At 69.4% G+C, this 17904-nt stretch carries 18 protein-coding genes; all 18 read right to left on the bottom strand.

Going from position 1 to position 17904, the window contains the following annotated elements; genetic code table 11:
- Nucleotides 1-25 precede the first annotated feature (25 nt).
- Nucleotides 26-400: a F0F1 ATP synthase subunit epsilon gene (locus ABZO31_RS23040; RefSeq protein WP_393643321.1), complete on the bottom strand. Its 375-nt coding sequence runs from the start codon at nt 398-400 to the stop codon at nt 26-28.
- Nucleotides 401-507: 107 nt separating this feature from the next.
- Complete coding sequence (gene atpD, locus ABZO31_RS23035; protein ID WP_406863157.1) at nt 508-1947, bottom strand: F0F1 ATP synthase subunit beta; 1440 nt, start codon at nt 1945-1947, stop codon at nt 508-510.
- Entirely contained in the window at nt 1947-2864 is a 918-nt protein-coding gene (locus ABZO31_RS23030; protein ID WP_406863156.1) for a F0F1 ATP synthase subunit gamma, read from the bottom strand. The genes atpD and ABZO31_RS23030 overlap by 1 nt, the downstream gene beginning before the upstream one ends.
- A gap of 20 nt (nt 2865-2884) precedes the next feature.
- Complete coding sequence (gene atpA / locus ABZO31_RS23025) at nt 2885-4477, bottom strand: F0F1 ATP synthase subunit alpha (RefSeq protein ID WP_406863155.1); 1593 nt, start codon at nt 4475-4477, stop codon at nt 2885-2887.
- 127 nt (nt 4478-4604) lie between these two features.
- Nucleotides 4605-5420 carry a F0F1 ATP synthase subunit delta gene (locus tag ABZO31_RS23020; RefSeq protein ID WP_406863154.1) on the bottom strand — a complete coding sequence of 272 codons (816 nt, stop codon included), beginning with the start codon at nt 5418-5420 and terminating at the stop codon, nt 4605-4607.
- A complete protein-coding gene (locus ABZO31_RS23015) occupies nt 5417-5962 on the bottom strand; it encodes a F0F1 ATP synthase subunit B (protein WP_406863153.1) in 546 nt (181 codons plus the stop codon). Before ABZO31_RS23015 ends, ABZO31_RS23020 begins: the two co-directional genes overlap by 4 nt.
- A 42-nt stretch (nt 5963-6004) precedes the next feature.
- A complete protein-coding gene (gene atpE / locus ABZO31_RS23010; protein ID WP_351653806.1) occupies nt 6005-6271 on the bottom strand; it encodes an ATP synthase F0 subunit C in 267 nt (88 codons plus the stop codon).
- Nucleotides 6272-6362: 91 nt separating this feature from the next.
- Nucleotides 6363-7172, bottom strand: coding sequence for a F0F1 ATP synthase subunit A (atpB, locus tag ABZO31_RS23005; protein ID WP_406863152.1), 810 nt, complete (start codon nt 7170-7172; stop codon nt 6363-6365).
- A 225-nt stretch (nt 7173-7397) separates the two neighbouring features.
- Entirely contained in the window at nt 7398-7811 is a 414-nt protein-coding gene (locus ABZO31_RS23000; RefSeq protein WP_406863151.1) for a hypothetical protein, read from the bottom strand.
- Between the two features lie 262 nt (nt 7812-8073).
- The gene (locus tag ABZO31_RS22995; RefSeq protein WP_406863150.1) at nt 8074-9426 is read right to left on the bottom strand and encodes an MraY family glycosyltransferase; all 1353 of its coding nucleotides are present in this window, start codon (nt 9424-9426) and stop codon (nt 8074-8076) included.
- Nucleotides 9427-9540: 114 nt separating this feature from the next.
- Nucleotides 9541-10815, bottom strand: a complete 1275-nt coding sequence (gene glyA, locus ABZO31_RS22990; RefSeq protein WP_406863149.1) for a serine hydroxymethyltransferase — start codon at nt 10813-10815, stop codon at nt 9541-9543.
- 168 nt (nt 10816-10983) lie between these two features.
- On the bottom strand, nt 10984-11631 hold the full coding sequence (locus tag ABZO31_RS22985; RefSeq protein WP_406863148.1) for a protein-tyrosine-phosphatase: 648 nt from the start codon (nt 11629-11631) through the stop codon (nt 10984-10986).
- Nucleotides 11628-12275, bottom strand: coding sequence for an L-threonylcarbamoyladenylate synthase (locus ABZO31_RS22980; protein ID WP_406863147.1), 648 nt, complete (start codon nt 12273-12275; stop codon nt 11628-11630). The genes ABZO31_RS22985 and ABZO31_RS22980 overlap by 4 nt, the downstream gene beginning before the upstream one ends.
- Nucleotides 12276-12306: 31 nt before the next feature.
- Nucleotides 12307-13188 carry a peptide chain release factor N(5)-glutamine methyltransferase gene (gene prmC / locus ABZO31_RS22975; protein WP_406863146.1) on the bottom strand — a complete coding sequence of 294 codons (882 nt, stop codon included), beginning with the start codon at nt 13186-13188 and terminating at the stop codon, nt 12307-12309.
- Between the two features lie 27 nt (nt 13189-13215).
- Entirely contained in the window at nt 13216-14292 is a 1077-nt protein-coding gene (prfA, locus tag ABZO31_RS22970) for a peptide chain release factor 1 (protein WP_406863145.1), read from the bottom strand.
- Between the two features lie 96 nt (nt 14293-14388).
- The gene (gene rpmE, locus ABZO31_RS22965; protein ID WP_406863144.1) at nt 14389-14613 is read right to left on the bottom strand and encodes a 50S ribosomal protein L31; all 225 of its coding nucleotides are present in this window, start codon (nt 14611-14613) and stop codon (nt 14389-14391) included.
- 152 nt (nt 14614-14765) lie between these two features.
- Nucleotides 14766-15857: an LCP family protein gene (locus tag ABZO31_RS22960; RefSeq protein WP_406863143.1), complete on the bottom strand. Its 1092-nt coding sequence runs from the start codon at nt 15855-15857 to the stop codon at nt 14766-14768.
- Between the two features lie 225 nt (nt 15858-16082).
- Entirely contained in the window at nt 16083-17852 is a 1770-nt protein-coding gene (locus ABZO31_RS22955) for a trypsin-like serine protease (RefSeq protein ID WP_406863142.1), read from the bottom strand.
- Nucleotides 17853-17904: the final 52 nt, after the last annotated feature.

The raw sequence follows: 17904 nt of genomic DNA, 5'->3' as shown, positions 1-17904 counted from the left end.
AGGGCACAACTCTCGGCGCGGTCCGCTAGCGGACCGCCACCGCGCGCAGCCGGACCTCGGCGCGCCGCTCGGCGACGGCGTCCTCCTCCGTCTTCGCGCGCTCCAGGGCGCGCTCCGCGCGCTGGGCGTCGATCTCGTCGGCCAGCTCGGCGATCTCCGCGAGCAGAGACAGCTTGTCGTCGGCGAACGAGACGAATCCGCCGTGCACGGCCGCGACGACGGTCGCGCCCTCGCTCGTACGGATGGTCACCGGGCCCGACTCCAGCACACCCAGCAGCGGCTGGTGGCCGGGCATGACGCCGATGTCGCCGGAGGTGGTACGCGCGATGACCAGGGTGGCCTCGCCGGACCAGACACTCCGGTCCGCGGCGACCAGCTCGACGTGCAGCTCAGCAGCCAAGGGTGGCTCCTCGGGTCACCACCCGGCGGTCGCCGGGTGTTGGGGTCAATTCTAATGGGGGCGAGGTGAGGGGGCGGGGCGAACCCGCCCCCTCATGAGCACGGGGCTCAGGAGACGCCGAGCTCCTTGGCGTTCTTCTTGAGGTCCTCGAGACCACCACACATGAAGAAGGCCTGCTCCGGGAAGTGGTCGAACTCGCCGTCGCAGATCGCGTTGAACGCGGCGATCGACTCGTCCAGCGGAACGTCCGAGCCGTCCACACCGGTGAACTGCTTCGCCGCGTGGGTGTTCTGCGACAGGAAGCGCTCGACACGACGCGCGCGGTGCACGACGAGCTTGTCCTCCTCGCTGAGCTCGTCGATACCGAGGATCGCGATGATGTCCTGGAGGTCCTTGTACTTCTGGAGGATCCCCTTGACGCGCATGGCGGCCTCGTAGTGGTCCTGCGCGATGTAGCGCGGGTCCAGGATCCGGGACGTGGAGTCCAGCGGGTCCACGGCCGGGTAGATGCCCTTCTCGGAGATCGGACGGGAGAGAACCGTCGTCGCGTCGAGGTGGGCGAAGGTGGTCGCCGGCGCCGGGTCGGTGAGGTCGTCGGCGGGGACGTAGATCGCCTGCATCGAGGTGATCGAGTGACCACGGGTCGACGTGATGCGCTCCTGGAGGAGACCCATCTCGTCGGCCAGGTTCGGCTGGTAACCCACGGCGGACGGCATGCGGCCGAGCAGCGTGGAGACCTCGGAACCGGCCTGGGTGAAGCGGAAGATGTTGTCGATGAAGAACAGCACGTCCTGCTTCTGCACATCGCGGAAGTACTCCGCCATGGTCAGACCGGCCAGGGCGACGCGCAGACGGGTGCCCGGGGGCTCGTCCATCTGGCCGAAGACCAGCGCGGTCTTGTCGAGAACGCCGGCCTCCTCCATCTCGACCATGAGGTCGTTGCCCTCACGGGTGCGCTCACCGACGCCCGCGAAGACCGACACGCCCTCGTGCAGCTTGGCCACACGAACGATCATTTCCTGGATCAGAACGGTCTTGCCGACACCGGCGCCACCGAACAGACCGATCTTTCCACCCTTGACGTACGGGGTGAGAAGGTCGACGACCTTCAGGCCGGTCTCGAACATCTCGGTCTTCGACTCGAGCTGGTCGAAGGCCGGAGCGGTGCGGTGGATGCCCCAGCGCTCGGCGTTCGCGACCGTGGACGCGTCCTCGTTGAGGACCTCGCCCAGGGTGTTGAACACCTTGCCCTTGGTGACGTCGCCGACCGGGACGGTGATGGCCGAGCCCGTGTCGGTCACCGGGGCCTGGCGGACCAGACCGTCGGTGGGCTGCATCGAGATGGTGCGGACCAGGCCGTCACCGAGGTGCTGCGCGACCTCGAGGGTCAGCGTCTTGGTGCCCTCGCCGGCGGAGTCCGGCACGTCGACGTGCAGCGCGTTGTAGATCTCCGGCATCGCGTCGACGGGGAACTCCACGTCGACGACCGGGCCGATGACCCGGGCGACGCGGCCCGTGGCGGCGGCCGTCTCAACAGTGGTCGTCATTACTTGTCACTCCCCGCGGTCGCGTCGGCCAGGGCTGCGGAGCCACCGACGATCTCGCTGATTTCCTGGGTGATTTCGGCCTGGCGGGCCGCGTTGGCAAGTCGGGTGAGGCTGGTGATCAGCTCACCCGCGTTGTCGGTCGCCGACTTCATCGCGCGCCGCGTGGCGGCGTGCTTCGAAGCCGAGGACTGAAGCAGCGCGTTGTAGATCCGGCTCTCGACGTAGCGCGGCAGAAGGGCGTCGAGGACGTCCTCCGCCGACGGCTCGAAGTCGTACAGCGGACGGAGGGTGTCCGTCGCGCCGGCCTCCTTCGCGACCTCGTCGAGGCTGAGGGGCAGCAGCCGGGCCTCGACCGCCGTCTGCGTCATCATCGAGACGAACTCGGTGTAGACGATGTGGAGCTCGTCCACGCCGCCCTCGGCCGTGTCCTTCTCGATCGCCTCGATCAGCGGCTCGCCGATCTTCTTGGCGTCCGCGTACGACGGCTCGTCCGTGAAGCCGGACCAGGTGTCGGCCAGCTTGCGCTCACGGAAGTTGAAGTGCGCGACACCACGGCGGCCGACGACGTACACGTCGACCTCGCGGCCCTCGCCCTCGAGCTTCTTGATGAGCCGCTCCGCCGCCTTGATGGCGTTGGAGTTGAAGGCGCCGGCCAGACCGCGGTCGCTCGTGAGGAGCAGTACCGCGGCACGGGTCGGGTTCTCCGTCTCGGTGGTCAGCGGGTGCTTGTCGTTCGCACCCGTGGCCACCGCGGTGACCGCGCGAGTGAGCTCGGTCGCGTACGGAGTCGACGCCTGCACCTTGCGCTGCGCCTTGACGACGCGCGAGGCGGCGATCATCTCCATCGCCTTGGTGATCTTCTTCGTCGCGGTGACGGATTTGATGCGACGCTTGTAGACCCGGAGCTGCGCTCCCATGAGTCAGGTCCCTTCCGTCGTCACTTCGAGACGTTGACGGTGGCGTCCGCGCCGAGCAGCTTGCCGTCAGACGTCTCGAACTGCTTCTTGAACTCCGCGATCGCGTCGCCGACGGCCGTCAGCGTGTCGTCCGACATCTTGCCGCCCTCACGGATGGAGGTCATCAGGCCCGAGTGGCTCTGACGCAGGTACGCCAGCAGCTCGGCCTCGAAGCGGCGGATGTCGCCCACCGGGACGTCGTCCATCTTGCCGGTGGTGCCGGCCCAGATGGAGACGACCTGGTTCTCGGTCGGCATCGGCTGGTACTGAGCCTGCTTGAGCAGCTCGACCATGCGCTGACCGCGCTCCAGCTGCGCCTTCGACGCGGCGTCCAGGTCGGAACCGAAGGCGGCGAAGGCCTCCAGCTCACGGAACTGGGCCAGGTCCACACGGAGGCGGCCGGAGATCTGCTTCATCGCCTTGTGCTGGGCGGAACCACCCACACGGGAGACGGAGATACCGACGTTCAGGGCCGGACGCTGGCCGGCGTTGAACAGGTCGGACTCCAGGAAGCACTGGCCGTCGGTGATGGAGATGACGTTGGTCGGGATGAACGCCGAGACGTCGTTGGCCTTGGTCTCGACGATCGGCAGACCGGTCATCGAGCCCGCGCCCAGGTCGTCCGAGAGCTTGGCGCAGCGCTCGAGCAGACGGGAGTGCAGGTAGAAGACGTCACCCGGGTAGGCCTCACGGCCCGGCGGGCGGCGCAGCAGCAGGGACACGGCGCGGTAGGCGTCGGCCTGCTTCGACAGGTCGTCGAAGACGATCAGGACGTGCTTGCCCTGGTACATCCAGTGCTGACCGATGGCCGAACCGGTGTACGGCGCAAGGTACTTGAAGCCGGCCGGGTCGGACGCCGGGGCGGCGACGATCGTCGTGTACTCGAGCGCGCCGGCCTCTTCGAGGGCGGCACGGACGGACGCGATGGTGGAGCCCTTCTGGCCCACGGCGACGTAGATGCAGCGGACCTGCTTGTTCACGTCGCCCGAGCGCCAGTTGTCGCGCTGGTTGATGATCGTGTCGACGGCCAGGGCGGTCTTGCCGGTCTGGCGGTCGCCGATGATCAGCTGACGCTGACCGCGGCCGACCGGGGTCATGGCGTCGACGGCCTTGTAGCCGGTCTCCATCGGCTCGTGGACGGACTTGCGCTGCATGACGCCGGGCGCCTGCAGCTCGAGGGCGCGGCGACCCTCGACCGCGATCTCGCCGAGACCGTCGATCGGGTTGCCGAGCGGGTCGACGACGCGACCCAGGTAGCCCTCACCGACACCGACCGAGAGGACCTCGCCGGTGCGCTGCACCGTCTGGCCCTCCTCGATGCCGCTGAACTCGCCGAGGACGATCGCACCGATCTCGCGCTCTTCCAGGTTCAGCGCGAGGCCGAGGGTGCCGTCCTCGAACTTCAGCAGCTCGTTCGCCATGGCCGAGGGAAGACCCTCGACCTTCGCGATGCCGTCGCCGGCCAGGCTGACCGTGCCGACCTCCTCGCGCGAGGCCGCGTCCGGCTGGTACGACTGGACGAAGGTGTCCAGCGCGTCCCGGATCTCCTCCGGCCGGATCGTGAGCTCCGCCATCTGGGTTCCCTGCTCTCCTTGTTGGGCCCGAAGTTTTCTTGGGGGTCTGGGGGCCGACCCCCAGGAATCTTCTGCAATGTGCACGGCCCAACCGGGCCGCAGTGATGCTTGTTGAGTTGTGCTGCCGTCAGCCGGCCAGTCGACGGGTCGCCTCGGCGAGGCGCTCCGCGATGGTGCCGTCGATGACCTCGTCGCCGACCCGCACCGTGATCCCGCCGAGGACCTCGGGGTCCACGTCCAGGTTCAGATGCATCTGGCGGCCGTACAGCTTCGCCAGGACCGCGCCGAGGCGCTGCTTCTGCTGGTCGGACAGCGGGACCGCCGAGGTGACGACCGCGACCATCCGGTCCCGGCGCGCCGCGGCGAGCTTGGACAGGGATTCGATTCCCTGTTCCAGGCTACGTCCACGCGGCTGGGTCACCAGTCGGACGATCAGTCGCTCGGTGGCGGGCCGGGCCTTGCCGCCGAGCAGGCTGCGCAGCAGCTCGCCCTTGGCGGTGGCGGTCGCGGCCTTGTCCGTCAGCGCGGAGCGGAGCTCCTTGCTGGAGGTGACGATCCGGCCGAACCGGAACAGCTCGTCCTCGACGTCGTCCAGGTCACCGGCCTGCTGCGCAGCGGTGAGGTCGGCGACGTTCGCCAGCTCCTCGGTCGCGTCGACCAGGTCGCGCGACTGGGACCAGCGGGAACGGACCATGCCGGAGACCAGGTCGACGGTCTCGCCGCCCACCTGACCGGTGAGCAGTCGCTGCGCGAGCGCGGCCTTGGCCTCACCCGGCTGTGCGGGGTCGGTCAGGACCCGACGCAGCGACACCTCACGGTCGAGGAGCGCGGTGACGGCGGCCAGCTCGTCGGCGAGGGTCGTCGCGTTCACGGACGTGTTGTCCGTCAGCGCGTCGAGGGCCTCGCGGGCGGCGGCCAGTGCTTCGCGGCTCGCTCCGTTCATCGGACGGCCTCGGCCTTCTCCTCGAGCTCGTCGAGGAACCGGTCGATCGTGCGGCTCTGACGGGCGTGGTCCTCCAGGGACTCGCCGACCAGCTTGGCAGCCAGATCCGTGGCGAGCTTGCCGACGTCCTGGCGCAGGGCCGCGGACGCCGCCTTGCGGTCGGCCTCGATCTGGGCGTGGCCGGCCGCGATGATCTCTTCACGCTGCCGCTGGCCTTCCGCCTTCATCTCGTGGATGAGAGCGGTGCCCTGCTCCGTCGCCTCCTGGCGAAGACGCGCGGCCTCGTGGCGGGCCTCGGCGAGCTGGGCCTTGTACTGGTCCAGCACACTCTGGGCCTCGATCTGGGCCGACTCGGCCTTCTCGATGCCGCCCTCGATGGCCTCGCGCCGCTCGTCCAGAACCTTGTTGATGGTCGGGAGGAGCTTCTTGGCGAGGAAGCCGAAGACGATGACGAAGGCGATCAGGCCGATGACGAGCTCGTCAAGATGCGGGAGGAGTGGAGGCTGGGCCTCCCCCTCCTGCGCAAGAAGCAGAGCGTTCACATCAGTGCCTTCCGTAAAAAAGGTTCGGTCTGTCAGTGCGGCTTACTGGTAGACGAAGCCCATGACGATGCCGATGAGGGCGAGCGCCTCACAGAAGGCGAAGCCCATGATCTGGTTGGTACGGATCAGACCGGCGGCCTCGGGCTGACGGGCGAGGGCCTGGGTGCCGTTACCGAAGATGATGCCGACGCCGACGCCGGGGCCGATGGCCGCGAGACCGTAACCGATGGAGGCGACGTTGCCGACGACGGTCGACTTGGCGGTGTCACCGGGGGCGGCGAGGTTGATCATTTCGAGAGCAGCGGACATGCCGTTACTTCCTTCTCTTTCAATGACCCGGTGGGGGTTGGCCACCGGACGACTGCTGGGTTCGGGTGAAGCTGCTGGGCCGCGGCCCGGCTCAGTGGTGCTCGGAGAGCGCGCCCTGGATGTAGCTGCAGGACAGGAGGACGAAGACGTACGCCTGAACCGCCTGGATGAAGAGCTCGAAGGCGGTCATGATGATCACCATCAGGAACGACGCGCCGGCGTAGACGAAGCCGATGCCGTTCAGGAGGTAGTACGTGGCCAGCGAGAACATCACGATGAGCAGGTGACCGGCGAACATGTTCGCGAACAGTCGGACCGCGTGCGTGAAGGGCCGGATCAGCATGTTCGAGAGGAACTCGAGCACCACGATGAGCGGAAGGATCGGGCCGAGCGACTTGTCGTAGCCGGTGATGTTCTTCCAGCCGCCGACGAAGCCGTGCTTCTTGAACGTCAGCGAGACCCACATGATGTAGACGATCAGCGCGAGACCGGCCGGGAAGGCGATCAGCGAGGTGACCGGGAACTGGGCCAGCGGGATGATGGACCAGAGGTTCATGATCCACACGAAGAAGAACAGCGACACCATGAAGGGGACGTACTTCTCGCCGTCCTTCTTGCCGATGATGTCGTAGACGATGCCGCGGCGCACGAAGTCGTAGCCGGCCTCGCCGACCATCTGCAGCTTGCCCGGGACGACCTTGGGCTTGTTGAACGCGGCCCAGAAGAACCCGATCACCACGATGGAGCCCAGGACGGCGAGCAGCATCGGCTTGGTGATCTCGATGCCGGCCACCGTGCCGATGGGCTCGTACATGAACGTGTGCAGGCCCGGCGCCGGGAAGCCACATCCAGAGAAGATGTGGCAATCCGGGTCGAAGGCAAGCGTCTGGTCAGCACTCACCGCGGGCTCCTTCAGCGTGGCGCATAGGTACGGCAACCTCGTTGTGTCGGCGCGGCGCGCAGCCGCGGGTCGGCACTGGACTGGTCTTACGGATAAGGGGGCGGCGGTTCGGCGTCGAGCCTCGCGCTGGGACAGGCGTCAGCTCGGATGCCCGCGCCCGCAGTGCCGCAGTTGGCACCGGACGATAGCAGGAAGCCGAACACCGCTTTATCCCGGCCCTACTCCTCACGTCTTGGGCCCCGAGTTCTTGGGGTCGACGTAGAGGATCTTGGCCTTCATGTAGGCCCGGGCCTGCGCGGCGATCCAGACGATGGTGACGCCGAGCAGGGTGAACGCGAAGGCCTTGAAGTCGAACCACGTGGTGTTCTTCAGCAGCGCCATGACGACGAAGAGCAGCAGGATCTGCGCCGTGTAGAGCAGCAGACCCATGGCCTGGAACAGGTGTGGAAGGGACTTGGCCGTCCGCTGGAGCACCAGCAGCCCGATACCCATGAATGCGAGGACGACCACGGTCGCGAGTACGGCGCCGATCGCTCCCTTGCCACCGGCGACCAGTCCGCTGATCACGGTGCCGAGGGCACCGGCGGCAGCGGCCGGAACGGCGGCCGACAGAAGGATGCGTGCGTCGTTGGACGGCATGGCGGTGTCTCCGCATTGCTGGTGGGGGCGATGGTGTCGTCAGGGACGAGCGTAAGCCCGGTCCGAGGTGAGTCTCGGGGCCAACGAACCGTCGCACTACGGTCCTTCGGCACTGTCGCCGGGTCTCGTGAACGGTATCACAAACTATTTGATGAGGTCTTTACCCACCCGTGTGCCGACTGTCACACATGAGGGTCAACGCGCGCGTGTGTGCAGGACGGTGAGGCGCTTCGTCTGGTAATGGCCGCGTGTGCGGCTTTCGTCAACTCGGCGTTCCGGCCTTACGCCGATCCGTGAAGCGCGAACGGTGACCGATGGCGGTCGCTCCATTGACACCGCTGACCCCGGCTGCGCCTGCCGCCACGGGGACGCGCTCCTCGGCGGCCTCGTCGGCCCCCTCTTCGGCGGCCTCGGCGGCAGCCGGTACGGGCTCCTCCGCGCGGACGCGACGACGGCGGTAGCGGGGCGGCACGAACGACTCCGCCCAGTGCGGGGCCCGCGGGGTGAAGCGGGGCAGCAGGAGCAGCACCAGGCCGAGGGCGCTGAGCGCGACGACGACGAGCACGATCCACATGGACGCCGAGTGCACCGAGTACGCGAGCGTCCCGAAGGCGATCAGCGCGGACCAGAAGTACATGATCAGCACGGCCCGGCTGTGCGAGTGGCCGATCTCCAGCAGCCGGTGGTGCAGGTGCCCGCGGTCGGCCGCGAACGGCGACTGGCCGTTCCAGGTCCGGCGGACGATCGCCAGGATCAGGTCCGCCATCGGGATCGCGATGATGGTCAGCGGCAGCACCAGCGGGATGAAGACGGGCAGCGCCGCGTGGGTGGCCTGGCGGGTCGAACCCTCGAAGATCTTCAGCGCGTCCGGGTCGACCTGGCCGGTGATGGAGATCGCGGAGGCGGCGAGGATCAGGCCGATCAGCATCGAGCCGGAGTCGCCCATGAAGATCCGCGCCGGGTGCATGTTGTGGGGCAGGAAGCCCAGGCACATGCCCATGAGGATGGCGGCGAACAGCGTCGCGGGGGCGGCTGCCTCGATCGTGTAGCCGTACCAGATCCGGTACGCGTACAGGAAGAACGCGGCGGCGGCGATGCAGACCATGCCGGCGGCGAGGCCGTCGAGGCCGTCCACGAAGTTCACCGCGTTGATGGTGAGCACCACCAGCGCGACGGTCAGCAGGGTGCCCTGCCACTGCGTGAGGGCGACCGTGCCGACGCCGGGGATGGGCAGCCACAGGATCGTCAGACCCTGCATGACCATGACGCCCGCGGAGATCATCTGCGCGCCGAGCTTGATCAGCGCGTCCAGCTCGAACTTGTCGTCCAGGACGCCGATCAGCCAGATCAGGGCCGCGCCGGAGAGCAGCGCGCGGGGCTCGTTGGAGAGCTCGAAGACGCTGGAGAGGTTCGCCAGATGGCTGGCGACCAGCAGGCCCGCGCACAGGCCGAAGAACATGGCGATGCCACCGAGCCGCGGAGTCGGTTCTCGGTGTACGTCGCGTGCGCGGATCTCCGGCATCGCCCCGGTCGCGATGGCGAACTTCCGCACCGGACCGGTCAGCAGATAGGTCACCGCGGCCGTGACACAGAGCGTCAGCAGGTAATCACGCACGGGCTGCCCCACAGGAATCGCTGGCCATCTCAGCCCCACACCCTAGCCGTGCCGCCCATGTGGTTGAGGACATCAGGTCGGCCGGATCGGTTCCCGAGGGGTTCCTTACAGGCCTCACTCCCGGCCATACGGGGGAAATCGCCCGGCCAGATCGCGGACTTCCTCACGTACCCGAGCCGTACGTTCCGGATCGTCGGCCAGCGCCAGGGTGAACAGCATCGCGATCCGGGCCATCTCGGCCGGTCCCATGCCCTGCGTGGTGACGGCGGCGGTGCCGAGCCGGATGCCTCGGCCGTCGCCGTACGGCAGGGCGCAGGTGTCGAGGACGAGCCCGGCGGCGGCCAGCCGGCGGCGGGCGGTGGGGCCGTCGACGCCGAGCGGGGCGGGGTCGGCGGTGATCAGGTGGGTGTCGGTGCCGCCGGTGGTGACGGCGAATCCCTCCGCCTCCAGGGCGGCGGCGAGGACCCTGGCGTGTTCCACCACCTGATGGGCGTACGCGGTGAACGCCGGTGTTGCCGCCTCGCCGAAGGCGACGGCCTTGGCGGCGATGGTGTGCATCTGGGCGCCGCCCTGGGTGAACGGGAACACCGCCCGGTCGATCCGCTCGGCGAGCTCGGCGCCGCACAGGATCAGGCCGCCGCGGGGGCCGCGGAGCACCTTGTGCGTGGTGGCGCAGACCACGTCGGCGTACGGGACGGGGCTCGGCGCGGCTCCCCCGGCGACCAGGCCCATGGGGTGGGCGGCATCGGCGAGGAGATAGGCCCCGACCTCGTCGGCGATCTCCCGGAACAGGGCGTAGTCGATGTTCCGCGGGTACGAGATGGACCCGCACACGATCGCCTTCGGGCGCCGGGCCTTGGCGAGGGCGCGGATCTGCTCGTAGTCGACGAGCCCGCTGTCCGGCTCGACGCCGTACGGGACGAAGTCGAACCAGCGGCCGGAGAAGTTGGCGGGCGAGCCGTGCGTGAGGTGGCCGCCGTAGGGCAGCCCCATGGCCAGCACGGTGTCCCCGGGGCGCAGCAGGGCGGCGTAGGCGGCCAGGACGGCGGAGGAGCCGGAGTGGGGCTGCACGTTGGCGTGCTCGGCGCCGAAGAGGGCCTTGGCCCGGTCCACGGCGATCCGCTCGGCGGCGTCGACGTACTCGCAGCCGCCGTGGTGGCGGGCGCCGGGGTAGCCCTCGGCGTACTTGTTGGCGAGCGGGGAGCCGAGGGCGGCCAGGACGGCGGGCGAGGTGAAGTTCTCGGCGGCGATCAGCTGCAGCGAGTCGAGCTGCCTTCTGACCTCCCCGAGCATCACGTCGGCGATCTCCGGGTCCTGCTGACGCAGGCCCTCGAGATCAGGCCCGTACGACGGAACACGGACGTCTGCGGGAAGAGCGGTGACCGGCATCTGCGGCTCCGGGCGTGAGCGGGACGTCAGCTCCGACGAGAGCGGGGCCTCAGCTCCAATGTAGGCAGCTACGGCCCGGTATGCCCCATGTTCCCCGACTTTTCTCCGCCGTACGGGGCTCCCGACCCGATCCCCGACGCCGGGGTGCCGTCACGCGTTCGTCGCTGCTCAGCGCTCGGCCGGGACGCCCGTCAGCGCGGTGACGACCGGGTCCAGGGCGTCGTTGATCTCCTCGCCGACCGAGCGGAAGAAGGTGATGGGGGCGCCGTACGGGTCGTTGACCTCGTCGGCCTCGGCGCTGGGGGCCAGCAGCCACCCGCGTAGAGCGGCGGCGGCGCGGACCAGGGCGCGGGCGCGTTCGACCATGCCGTCGCTCAGCGGGTCGGGGAGCGTCGCCGGGTCTATGGCGCGGACCAGGCGGGTGAACTCCTTGAGCGTGAAGGTGCGCAGGCCCGCGGAGTGCCCCATCGAGATGACCTGCGCCCGGTGGTCGCGGGTGGCCGTGAGGACCAGGTCCGCGCGGATGACGTGCTCGTCGAGCAGCTCGCGGCCCACGAAGCCGCTGGCGTCCGCGCCGAAGTCGGCGAGGACCAGCTCCGCGTTGGCCTCCATCGGGGCGCCCTCGTGCCCCCAGGTGCCCGCACTCTCCACGATCAGGCCGCCGCCTCGCGGATCCGCGAGGCGGGTGCACAGGGCATGCCGGGTCAGCCGCTCGGTGATGGGCGAGCGGCAGACGTTGCCGGTGCTGACGTGGAGGATGCGGAAGGATGTGCCGATGTCGGGTCCCGCTATGCCACGCCCCTCAGGGACGCTCAACTGGACACCTCGAGGTCGGGTACGACCTTGCGCAGCTCGTCCGCGTCGAGCGCGCCGGCCCGCAGCAGTACCGGGACCTTGCCGGTGACGTCGACGATCGACGACGGCACGATGCCGGGCGTCGGGCCGCCGTCGAGGTACACGGAGACGGAGTCGCCGAGCATCTCCTGCGCCGCGTCGCAGTCCTCCGGCGACGGGTGCCCGGTCAGGTTCGCCGAGGACACCGCCATCGGGCCGACCTCCGTCAGCAGCTCGATCGCGACCGGGTGCAGCGGCATCCGGATCGCGACGGTGCCGTGGGTGTCGCCGAGGTTCCACTGGAGCGACGGCTGGTGCCGCGCGACCAGCGTCAGCGCGCCCGGCCAGAACGCGTCGACGAGCTCCCACGCCTGCTCGGAGAAGTCCGTGACCAGACCGTGCAGCGTGTTCGGGGAGCCGATGAGCACGGGCGTGGGCATGTTGCGGCCGCGCCCCTTCGCCGCGAGCAGGTCCGCGACCGCCTCGGCGCTGAAGGCGTCCGCGCCGATCCCGTACACGGTGTCGGTCGGCAGCACGACCAGCTCGCCCCTGCGGACGGCGCTCGCGGCCTCGCGCAGCCCGGTCGCGCGGTCGGTCGCCTCGTTGCAGTCGTATCGCCGTGCCATCAGTCGCGGGCCTCCTCGTACACGTGCTTGGTCATGGCATCGCCTTGCGTGCGGTCGCGAAGCGCGGCCGGTTGTTCAGGTCGGGGTGGTCGGCGGCGTCGACCCAGCCGGCCTCCTCGTTGAAGATCCACGGCACCTGGCCGCCCTGGGTGTCGGCGTGCTCGACGACGACCAGTCCCCCGGGCCGCAGCAGCCGGTGCGCGGTTCGTTCCAGACCGCGGATGAAGTCCAGCCCGTCCTCGCCGGAGAAGAGTGCCATCTCCGGGTCGTGGTCGCGGGCCTCGGGCGCGACGTACTCCCACTCGGTGAGCGGGATGTACGGCGGGTTGGAGATGACCAGGTCGATCTGGCCGTCCAGCTCCGGCAGGGCGGCCAGGGCGTCGCCCTCGTGCAGCTCGACCCGGGAGCCCTCGACGTTCTTGCGGGTCCACAGCAGCGCGTCGTCGGACAGCTCCACGGCGTGCACCCGCGAGCGCGGCACCTCCTGCGCGAGCGCGAGCGCGATCGCGCCCGAGCCGGTGCACAGGTCCACGATCAGCGGCTCGACGACGTCCATGGCGCGCACCGCGTCTATGGCCCAGCCGACCACGGACTCGGTCTCCGGGCGCGGGACGAACACTCCGGGCCCGACCTGCAGTTCCAGGTACCGGAAGAACGCCCGCCCGGTGATGTGCTGCAGCGGCTCGCGGGCCTCGCGGCGGGCGATCGCCTCCCAGTACCGGGCGTCGAAGTCGCCGTCCTTGACCGTGTGCAGTTCCCCGCGCTTGACCCCGTGCACGAACGCGGCGAGCTCCTCCGCGTCGAAACGCGGGGAGGGCACGCCGGCGGCGGCCAGCCGCTGGGTGGCCTGGGCCACCTCGGCAAGCAGCAGACTGCGGGGGCCTGGGAGTCGCCCCCCAGATGGTGACTGCACGCTGGTCCTCCGGTGGTAGAGCAGAACTCAGGCTGCGGCGAGCTTGGCCGCCGAGTCGGCGTCGACGCAGGCCTGGATCACGGCGTCGAGTTCGCCGTCGAGCACCTGGTCCAAGTTGTACGCCTTGAAGCCGACGCGGTGGTCCGAGATGCGGTTCTCCGGGAAGTTGTACGTCCGGATCTTCTCGGAACGGTCCACCGTGCGCACCTGGCTGCGGCGCGCGTCCGCGGCCTCGGCCTCGGCCTTCTCCTGCGCCGCGGCGAGCAGCCGCGAGCGGAGGATGCGCATGGCCTGCTCCTTGTTCTGGAGCTGGCTCTTCTCGTTCTGGCAGGAGGCGACGATGCCGGTCGGCAGGTGGGTGATGCGGACCGCGGAGTCGGTGGTGTTGACGGACTGGCCGCCGGGACCGGAGGAGCGGTACACGTCGATGCGCAGGTCGTTGGCGTGGATCTCGACGTCGATCTCCTCGGCCTCCGGGGTCACCAGGACGCCGGCGGCGGAGGTGTGGATGCGGCCCTGCGACTCGGTGGCCGGCACGCGCTGCACGCGGTGCACGCCGCCCTCGTACTTGAGGCGCGCCCAGACGCCCTGGCCGGGCTCGGTGGCACCGTTGCCGCCCTTGGTCTTCACGGCGACCTGGACGTCCTTGTAGCCGCCGAGCTCGGACTCGGTGGAGTCGATGATCTCGGTCTTCCAGCCGATCCGCTCCGCGTAGCGCAGGTACATGCGCAGCAGGTCGCCGGCGAACAGGGCGGACTCGTCGCCGCCCGCGCCGGCCTTGATCTCGAGGATGACGTCCTTGTCGTCGCTGGGGTCGCGCGGGACCAGGAGCAGCCGCAGCTTGTCGGTCAGCTCCTCGCGCTGCTTCTCCAGCTCCTTCACCTCGGCGGCGAAGTCCGGGTCGTCGTGCGCCAGCTCGCGGGCGGTCTCGATGTCGTCCCCGGTCTGCTTCCAGGAGCGGAACGTGGCGACGATCGGGGTCAGCTCGGCGTAGCGCTTGTTCAGCTTGCGCGCGTTGGCCTGATCGGCGTGGACCGAAGGGTCGGCGAGCTTCTTCTCCAGGTCGGCGTGCTCGCCGACCAGTTCCTCGACCGCCTCGAACATCGGGGGCTCCTGGGTTTCGTGAATTGCTGCGGGACGGCAAAGCGCCGGTCCCGGCCGCCCCGCGCCGGGGCAGCCGTGGACCGGCGCAGTGGCTCGCTACTTCTTGGCGGAGCCGGCAGCCTTGCCGAAGCGGGCCTCGAAGCGGGCCACGCGGCCACCGGTGTCGAGGATCTTCTGCTTGCCCGTGTAGAACGGGTGGCACTCGGAGCAGACCTCGGCACGGATGGTGCCCTCGGCGAGGGTGCTACGGGTGGTGAACGACGCGCCGCAGGTGCAGCTGACCTGGGTCTCGACGTACTCGGGGTGGATGTCGCGCTTCAAGGTGTCTCCTAGTTTCGGGAGGGCGCCGGGTCGCAGGGGCGGGAATGCACATGCGTGAACCGGGGCCGACGTACCAGTCTGCCAGGACCGGCCGCATCTCCCAAAACCGGGGGGTGAGCGAAACTATTCCGCCGGTCCGCGGGGGCGTCGGGCTACTTCACGACGCCGTCCGCCTTCCCCTGCGCGGCGTCCTTCGTGGCGGAGGCGGGGATCGGCAGGTCGGCCCTGAGGGCCGTCCACACCTGCTGTCCGGCGGCCTCCAGCGGAACCACGCGGTTGGGGTCGGCGGCGTCGTACGTGACCGGCAGGGTGATCATCCGGACGTCCTCGGCGCCGAGGCCGCTCAGGCCCTTGGCGAAGCCCATGAGCTCGGCCGCGGAGTCGAGCTCGGAGTCCGGGGTGATCGCCTTGGTGGCGGCGTCGGCGAGGTCCAGCAGCTTCTTCGGGTCACTGAGGACGCCGACGTCCTTGACCTGGTCGATGAAGGCCTTGACGAACGCCTGCTGGAGCTGGATGCGGCCGAGGTCGCTGCCGTCGCCGACGCTCTTGCGGGTGCGGACCAGGCCGAGGGACTGCTCGCCGTCGAGGGTGTGCGTGCCCGGTTCGAGGTCGAGGTGGCTCTTGGAGTCCTTGATGGCCTTCGTGGTGGTGATCTCCACCCCGCCGAGCTCGTCGATCAGCTTCTTGAAGCCGGTGAAGTCGACCTCGATGTAGTGGTCCATGCGGATCCCGGACATCGATTCGACGGTCTTGACGGCGCAGGCCGGGCCGCCGGCCTCGTACGCGGTGTTGAACATCGCCCGCTCCTCGCCGGCGACGCGGTTCCCCTTGCCGTCGGTGCAGTCGGGACGCTCGACGAGGGTGTCGCGCGGGACGGAGACCACGGAGGCCTTCTTGTGGCCCTCGTGGACGTGGACGACCATCGCGGTGTCGGAGCGGGCGGCGCCCTCGTCGCGTCCGTACGCTCCGTTGGCGCCGGAGCGGGAGTCGGAGCCGAGGACGAGGATGTCCATCGAGCCGTTGTCGACGTTCTCCGGGCGGTCCTTGCCGAGCTGGGCGTTGATGTCGACGCCCTCGAGGTTGCCGTTGAGCTTGAAGTACACGTACCCGAGGCCGGAGCCGCCGACCAGGACGAGCAGCGCGGCGCCCCAGGCCGCGGCGGTCGCCGCGCGGCGGCCCTTGGCGGGCGGCTTGCGGCGGCTGCCGGAGCCGCGTATTCGGCCGCTCTTGCTCTGCTCGGTCATCGTCGTTTCCTCGGGGCGGAAGTCGTATGCGTCACCTTCTGTGACGGCGAACCACCCAAAAGGGTTGCATGCGCCCCTGTGAGGTTTCGGTGAGCGACGGTGCGGAACGCACTGCGCCCACCGTGCGGGCACGGTGGGCGCAGTGGTCTTTCCGCAGGTCACGAGCCGGTTACGGGGCCAGGAGCGGCCCCGTCCGGTGGTGACCCAGATCTCCGACGTTCCGGTCTAGCCGAGGACGGAGTAGGACTTCCAGCCGGAGCCGACCTTGATCCGGTTCGACGTCATGAACGGGGTCGTGGGCGAGCCGGAGCTCTTGTACGCCCACAGGTAGCCGTTCGCGTCACGGACCACGAAGTCCGCGTGACCGTCGCCGGTGATGTCGCCGGTGGTGGCGTACGCGGTGAAGTTCCAGCCGGAACCGACCTGGACGCGGGCCGAGAAGGGCCAGCTCGGGTTGCCGGTGCCCTTGTAGACCCACAGCCGGGCACCGCTGTCGCGGGCCAGCAGGTCCGGACGGCCGTCACCGGTGAAGTCGCCCTTGCCGTACACCTGGTAGCTGCCCCAGCCGACGCCGATCTTGACCTTGGTGCCGAAGGTGCCGTTGCCGCGGCCCGGCCACAGGTACAGCGTGCCCGTGGAGTCGCTGGCGGTCAGGTCGGGGTGACCGTCGGCGGTCAGGTCGCCGGCGACCGCGAGGTTGCGGAAGCCGGACCAGCCGGTGCCGACGCGGCGGTCGTTGTAGTCCGAGATCGCCGGGTCGTAGCCGAAGACCCACAGCTCGCCGTTGGTCTTCCGGTACAGGAGGTCCTGCGCGTCGTCCCGGTTCAGGTCCGTCTGGCGCACCAGGTTGGCGTCGCGCCAGTCGCCCCAGCTCTCCCGGTTGGTGAGCGAGGTGCCGGTGGAGTGGTAGCCCCAGCCCTCACCCGCCGAGTCACGGGCGAACAGGTCGGCCTTGTCGTCGAAGTTCAGGTTCGCGTCGTCGATCCGGTGGTTGATCGGACCGGCGTACGTGGCCGTCTTCGCGAAGACACTGCGGGCTCCGGTGGCGACGCAGTCCCGCACACCCCACGACACGACACCCGCGATGCGGCCGTTGACGACCAGCGGGCCGCCCGAGTCGCCGTTGCACGGCGAGACGGTGCCGCTGTCCTCGCCGGAGGCCGCGTTGCCCGCGCAGAGCATCGCGCCCGGCACGTAGTCCGTGCCGTAGTAGCCGGTGCACGTCGAGTCGGCGTTGACCGGGATCGTCGCCTTCTTGAGCGTCGGCGAGATGTCCTCGTTGAGCGAGGTGGTGCGGCCCCAGCCGTACACGGTGCCGGGCTGGCCGGCCGTGTAGGTGGTGCCGTACTGGGCGGGCTGCAGCGGCTTGTACGGCAGCGTCCCGTTGAGGGTCAGCACGGCGACGTCGCCCTTGAGGGTGGAGCCCGAGTAGCCCGGGTTCCGCCACTGGCGCCAGACGCCGACGGCCTGGCCCTCGGTGCCGTCGTACAGCTTCGCGGTGCCGCCGGCGACGGCGCCGTTCTTGTTCCAGTCGTAGCCGTCCACGCAGTGCGCGGCCGTCAGGACCTTGGACGGCGAGACGAGCGTGCCGCCGCAGAAGAAGCCGATGTCGTCCAGCTCGTCGGCGGTGCCACGGTCGTCGTGGTACCACAGCTGCACCATCCACGGGGCCTCCGTGATGGTGGCGTCGACGCCCCCGATGATCTTCGGGTCGATCGTCGACGGGGCCGAGGCGGACGGCTCGTCCGCGCTCGGGGTCTTCGAGGCGCCTTCCTCGGCGCCCTTCTTCTTCGCATCGGCCTCGAGGACGGCGTTGGCGCCGTCCACCCGGGCCTTGAGCTCGGCCCCGGAGGCCGAACCGGGCCGCTCGACACCCGTGCGCCGCGGCGACTCGTCGGCCTGGGCCGGTACGGCCGTCAGGACGGCGCCGCCCAGCGCGAGTGCGGCAGCGGCCGCGGGAAGGGCCGTGCGAACCCTTCTGTGAGCAGAAGTCACGCAGTTCTCCTATCGATGTGTCGCACATGTCAGGAGAGAAGGCTCGATTGAC

This window comes from Streptomyces solicamelliae (assembly GCF_045348655.1).
GTDB classification, from domain to species: Bacteria; Actinomycetota; Actinomycetes; order Streptomycetales; family Streptomycetaceae; genus Streptomyces; species Streptomyces solicamelliae.
This window is presented reverse-complemented; position numbering and strand designations above follow the sequence as displayed.

What these genes read in the sequence shown, in the direction of transcription:
- prfA (WP_406863145.1), bottom strand. Translation starts at nt 14,292, where the DNA reads ATGTTCGAGGCGGTCGAGGAACTGGTCGGCGAGCACGCCGACCTGGAG.
- atpD (WP_406863157.1), bottom strand. Translation starts at nt 1,947, where the DNA reads ATGACGACCACTGTTGAGACGGCCGCCGCCACGGGCCGCGTCGCCCGG.
- glyA (WP_406863149.1), bottom strand. Translation starts at nt 10,815, where the DNA reads ATGCCGGTCACCGCTCTTCCCGCAGACGTCCGTGTTCCGTCGTACGGG.
- ABZO31_RS23020 (WP_406863154.1), bottom strand. Translation starts at nt 5,420, where the DNA reads ATGAACGGAGCGAGCCGCGAAGCACTGGCCGCCGCCCGCGAGGCCCTC.
- atpA (WP_406863155.1), bottom strand. Translation starts at nt 4,477, where the DNA reads ATGGCGGAGCTCACGATCCGGCCGGAGGAGATCCGGGACGCGCTGGAC.
- ABZO31_RS23030 (WP_406863156.1), bottom strand. Translation starts at nt 2,864, where the DNA reads ATGGGAGCGCAGCTCCGGGTCTACAAGCGTCGCATCAAATCCGTCACC.
- ABZO31_RS22960 (WP_406863143.1), bottom strand. Translation starts at nt 15,857, where the DNA reads ATGACCGAGCAGAGCAAGAGCGGCCGAATACGCGGCTCCGGCAGCCGC.
- atpE (WP_351653806.1), bottom strand. Translation starts at nt 6,271, where the DNA reads ATGTCCGCTGCTCTCGAAATGATCAACCTCGCCGCCCCCGGTGACACC.
- ABZO31_RS22980 (WP_406863147.1), bottom strand. Translation starts at nt 12,275, where the DNA reads ATGGCACGGCGATACGACTGCAACGAGGCGACCGACCGCGCGACCGGG.
- ABZO31_RS23000 (WP_406863151.1), bottom strand. Translation starts at nt 7,811, where the DNA reads ATGCCGTCCAACGACGCACGCATCCTTCTGTCGGCCGCCGTTCCGGCC.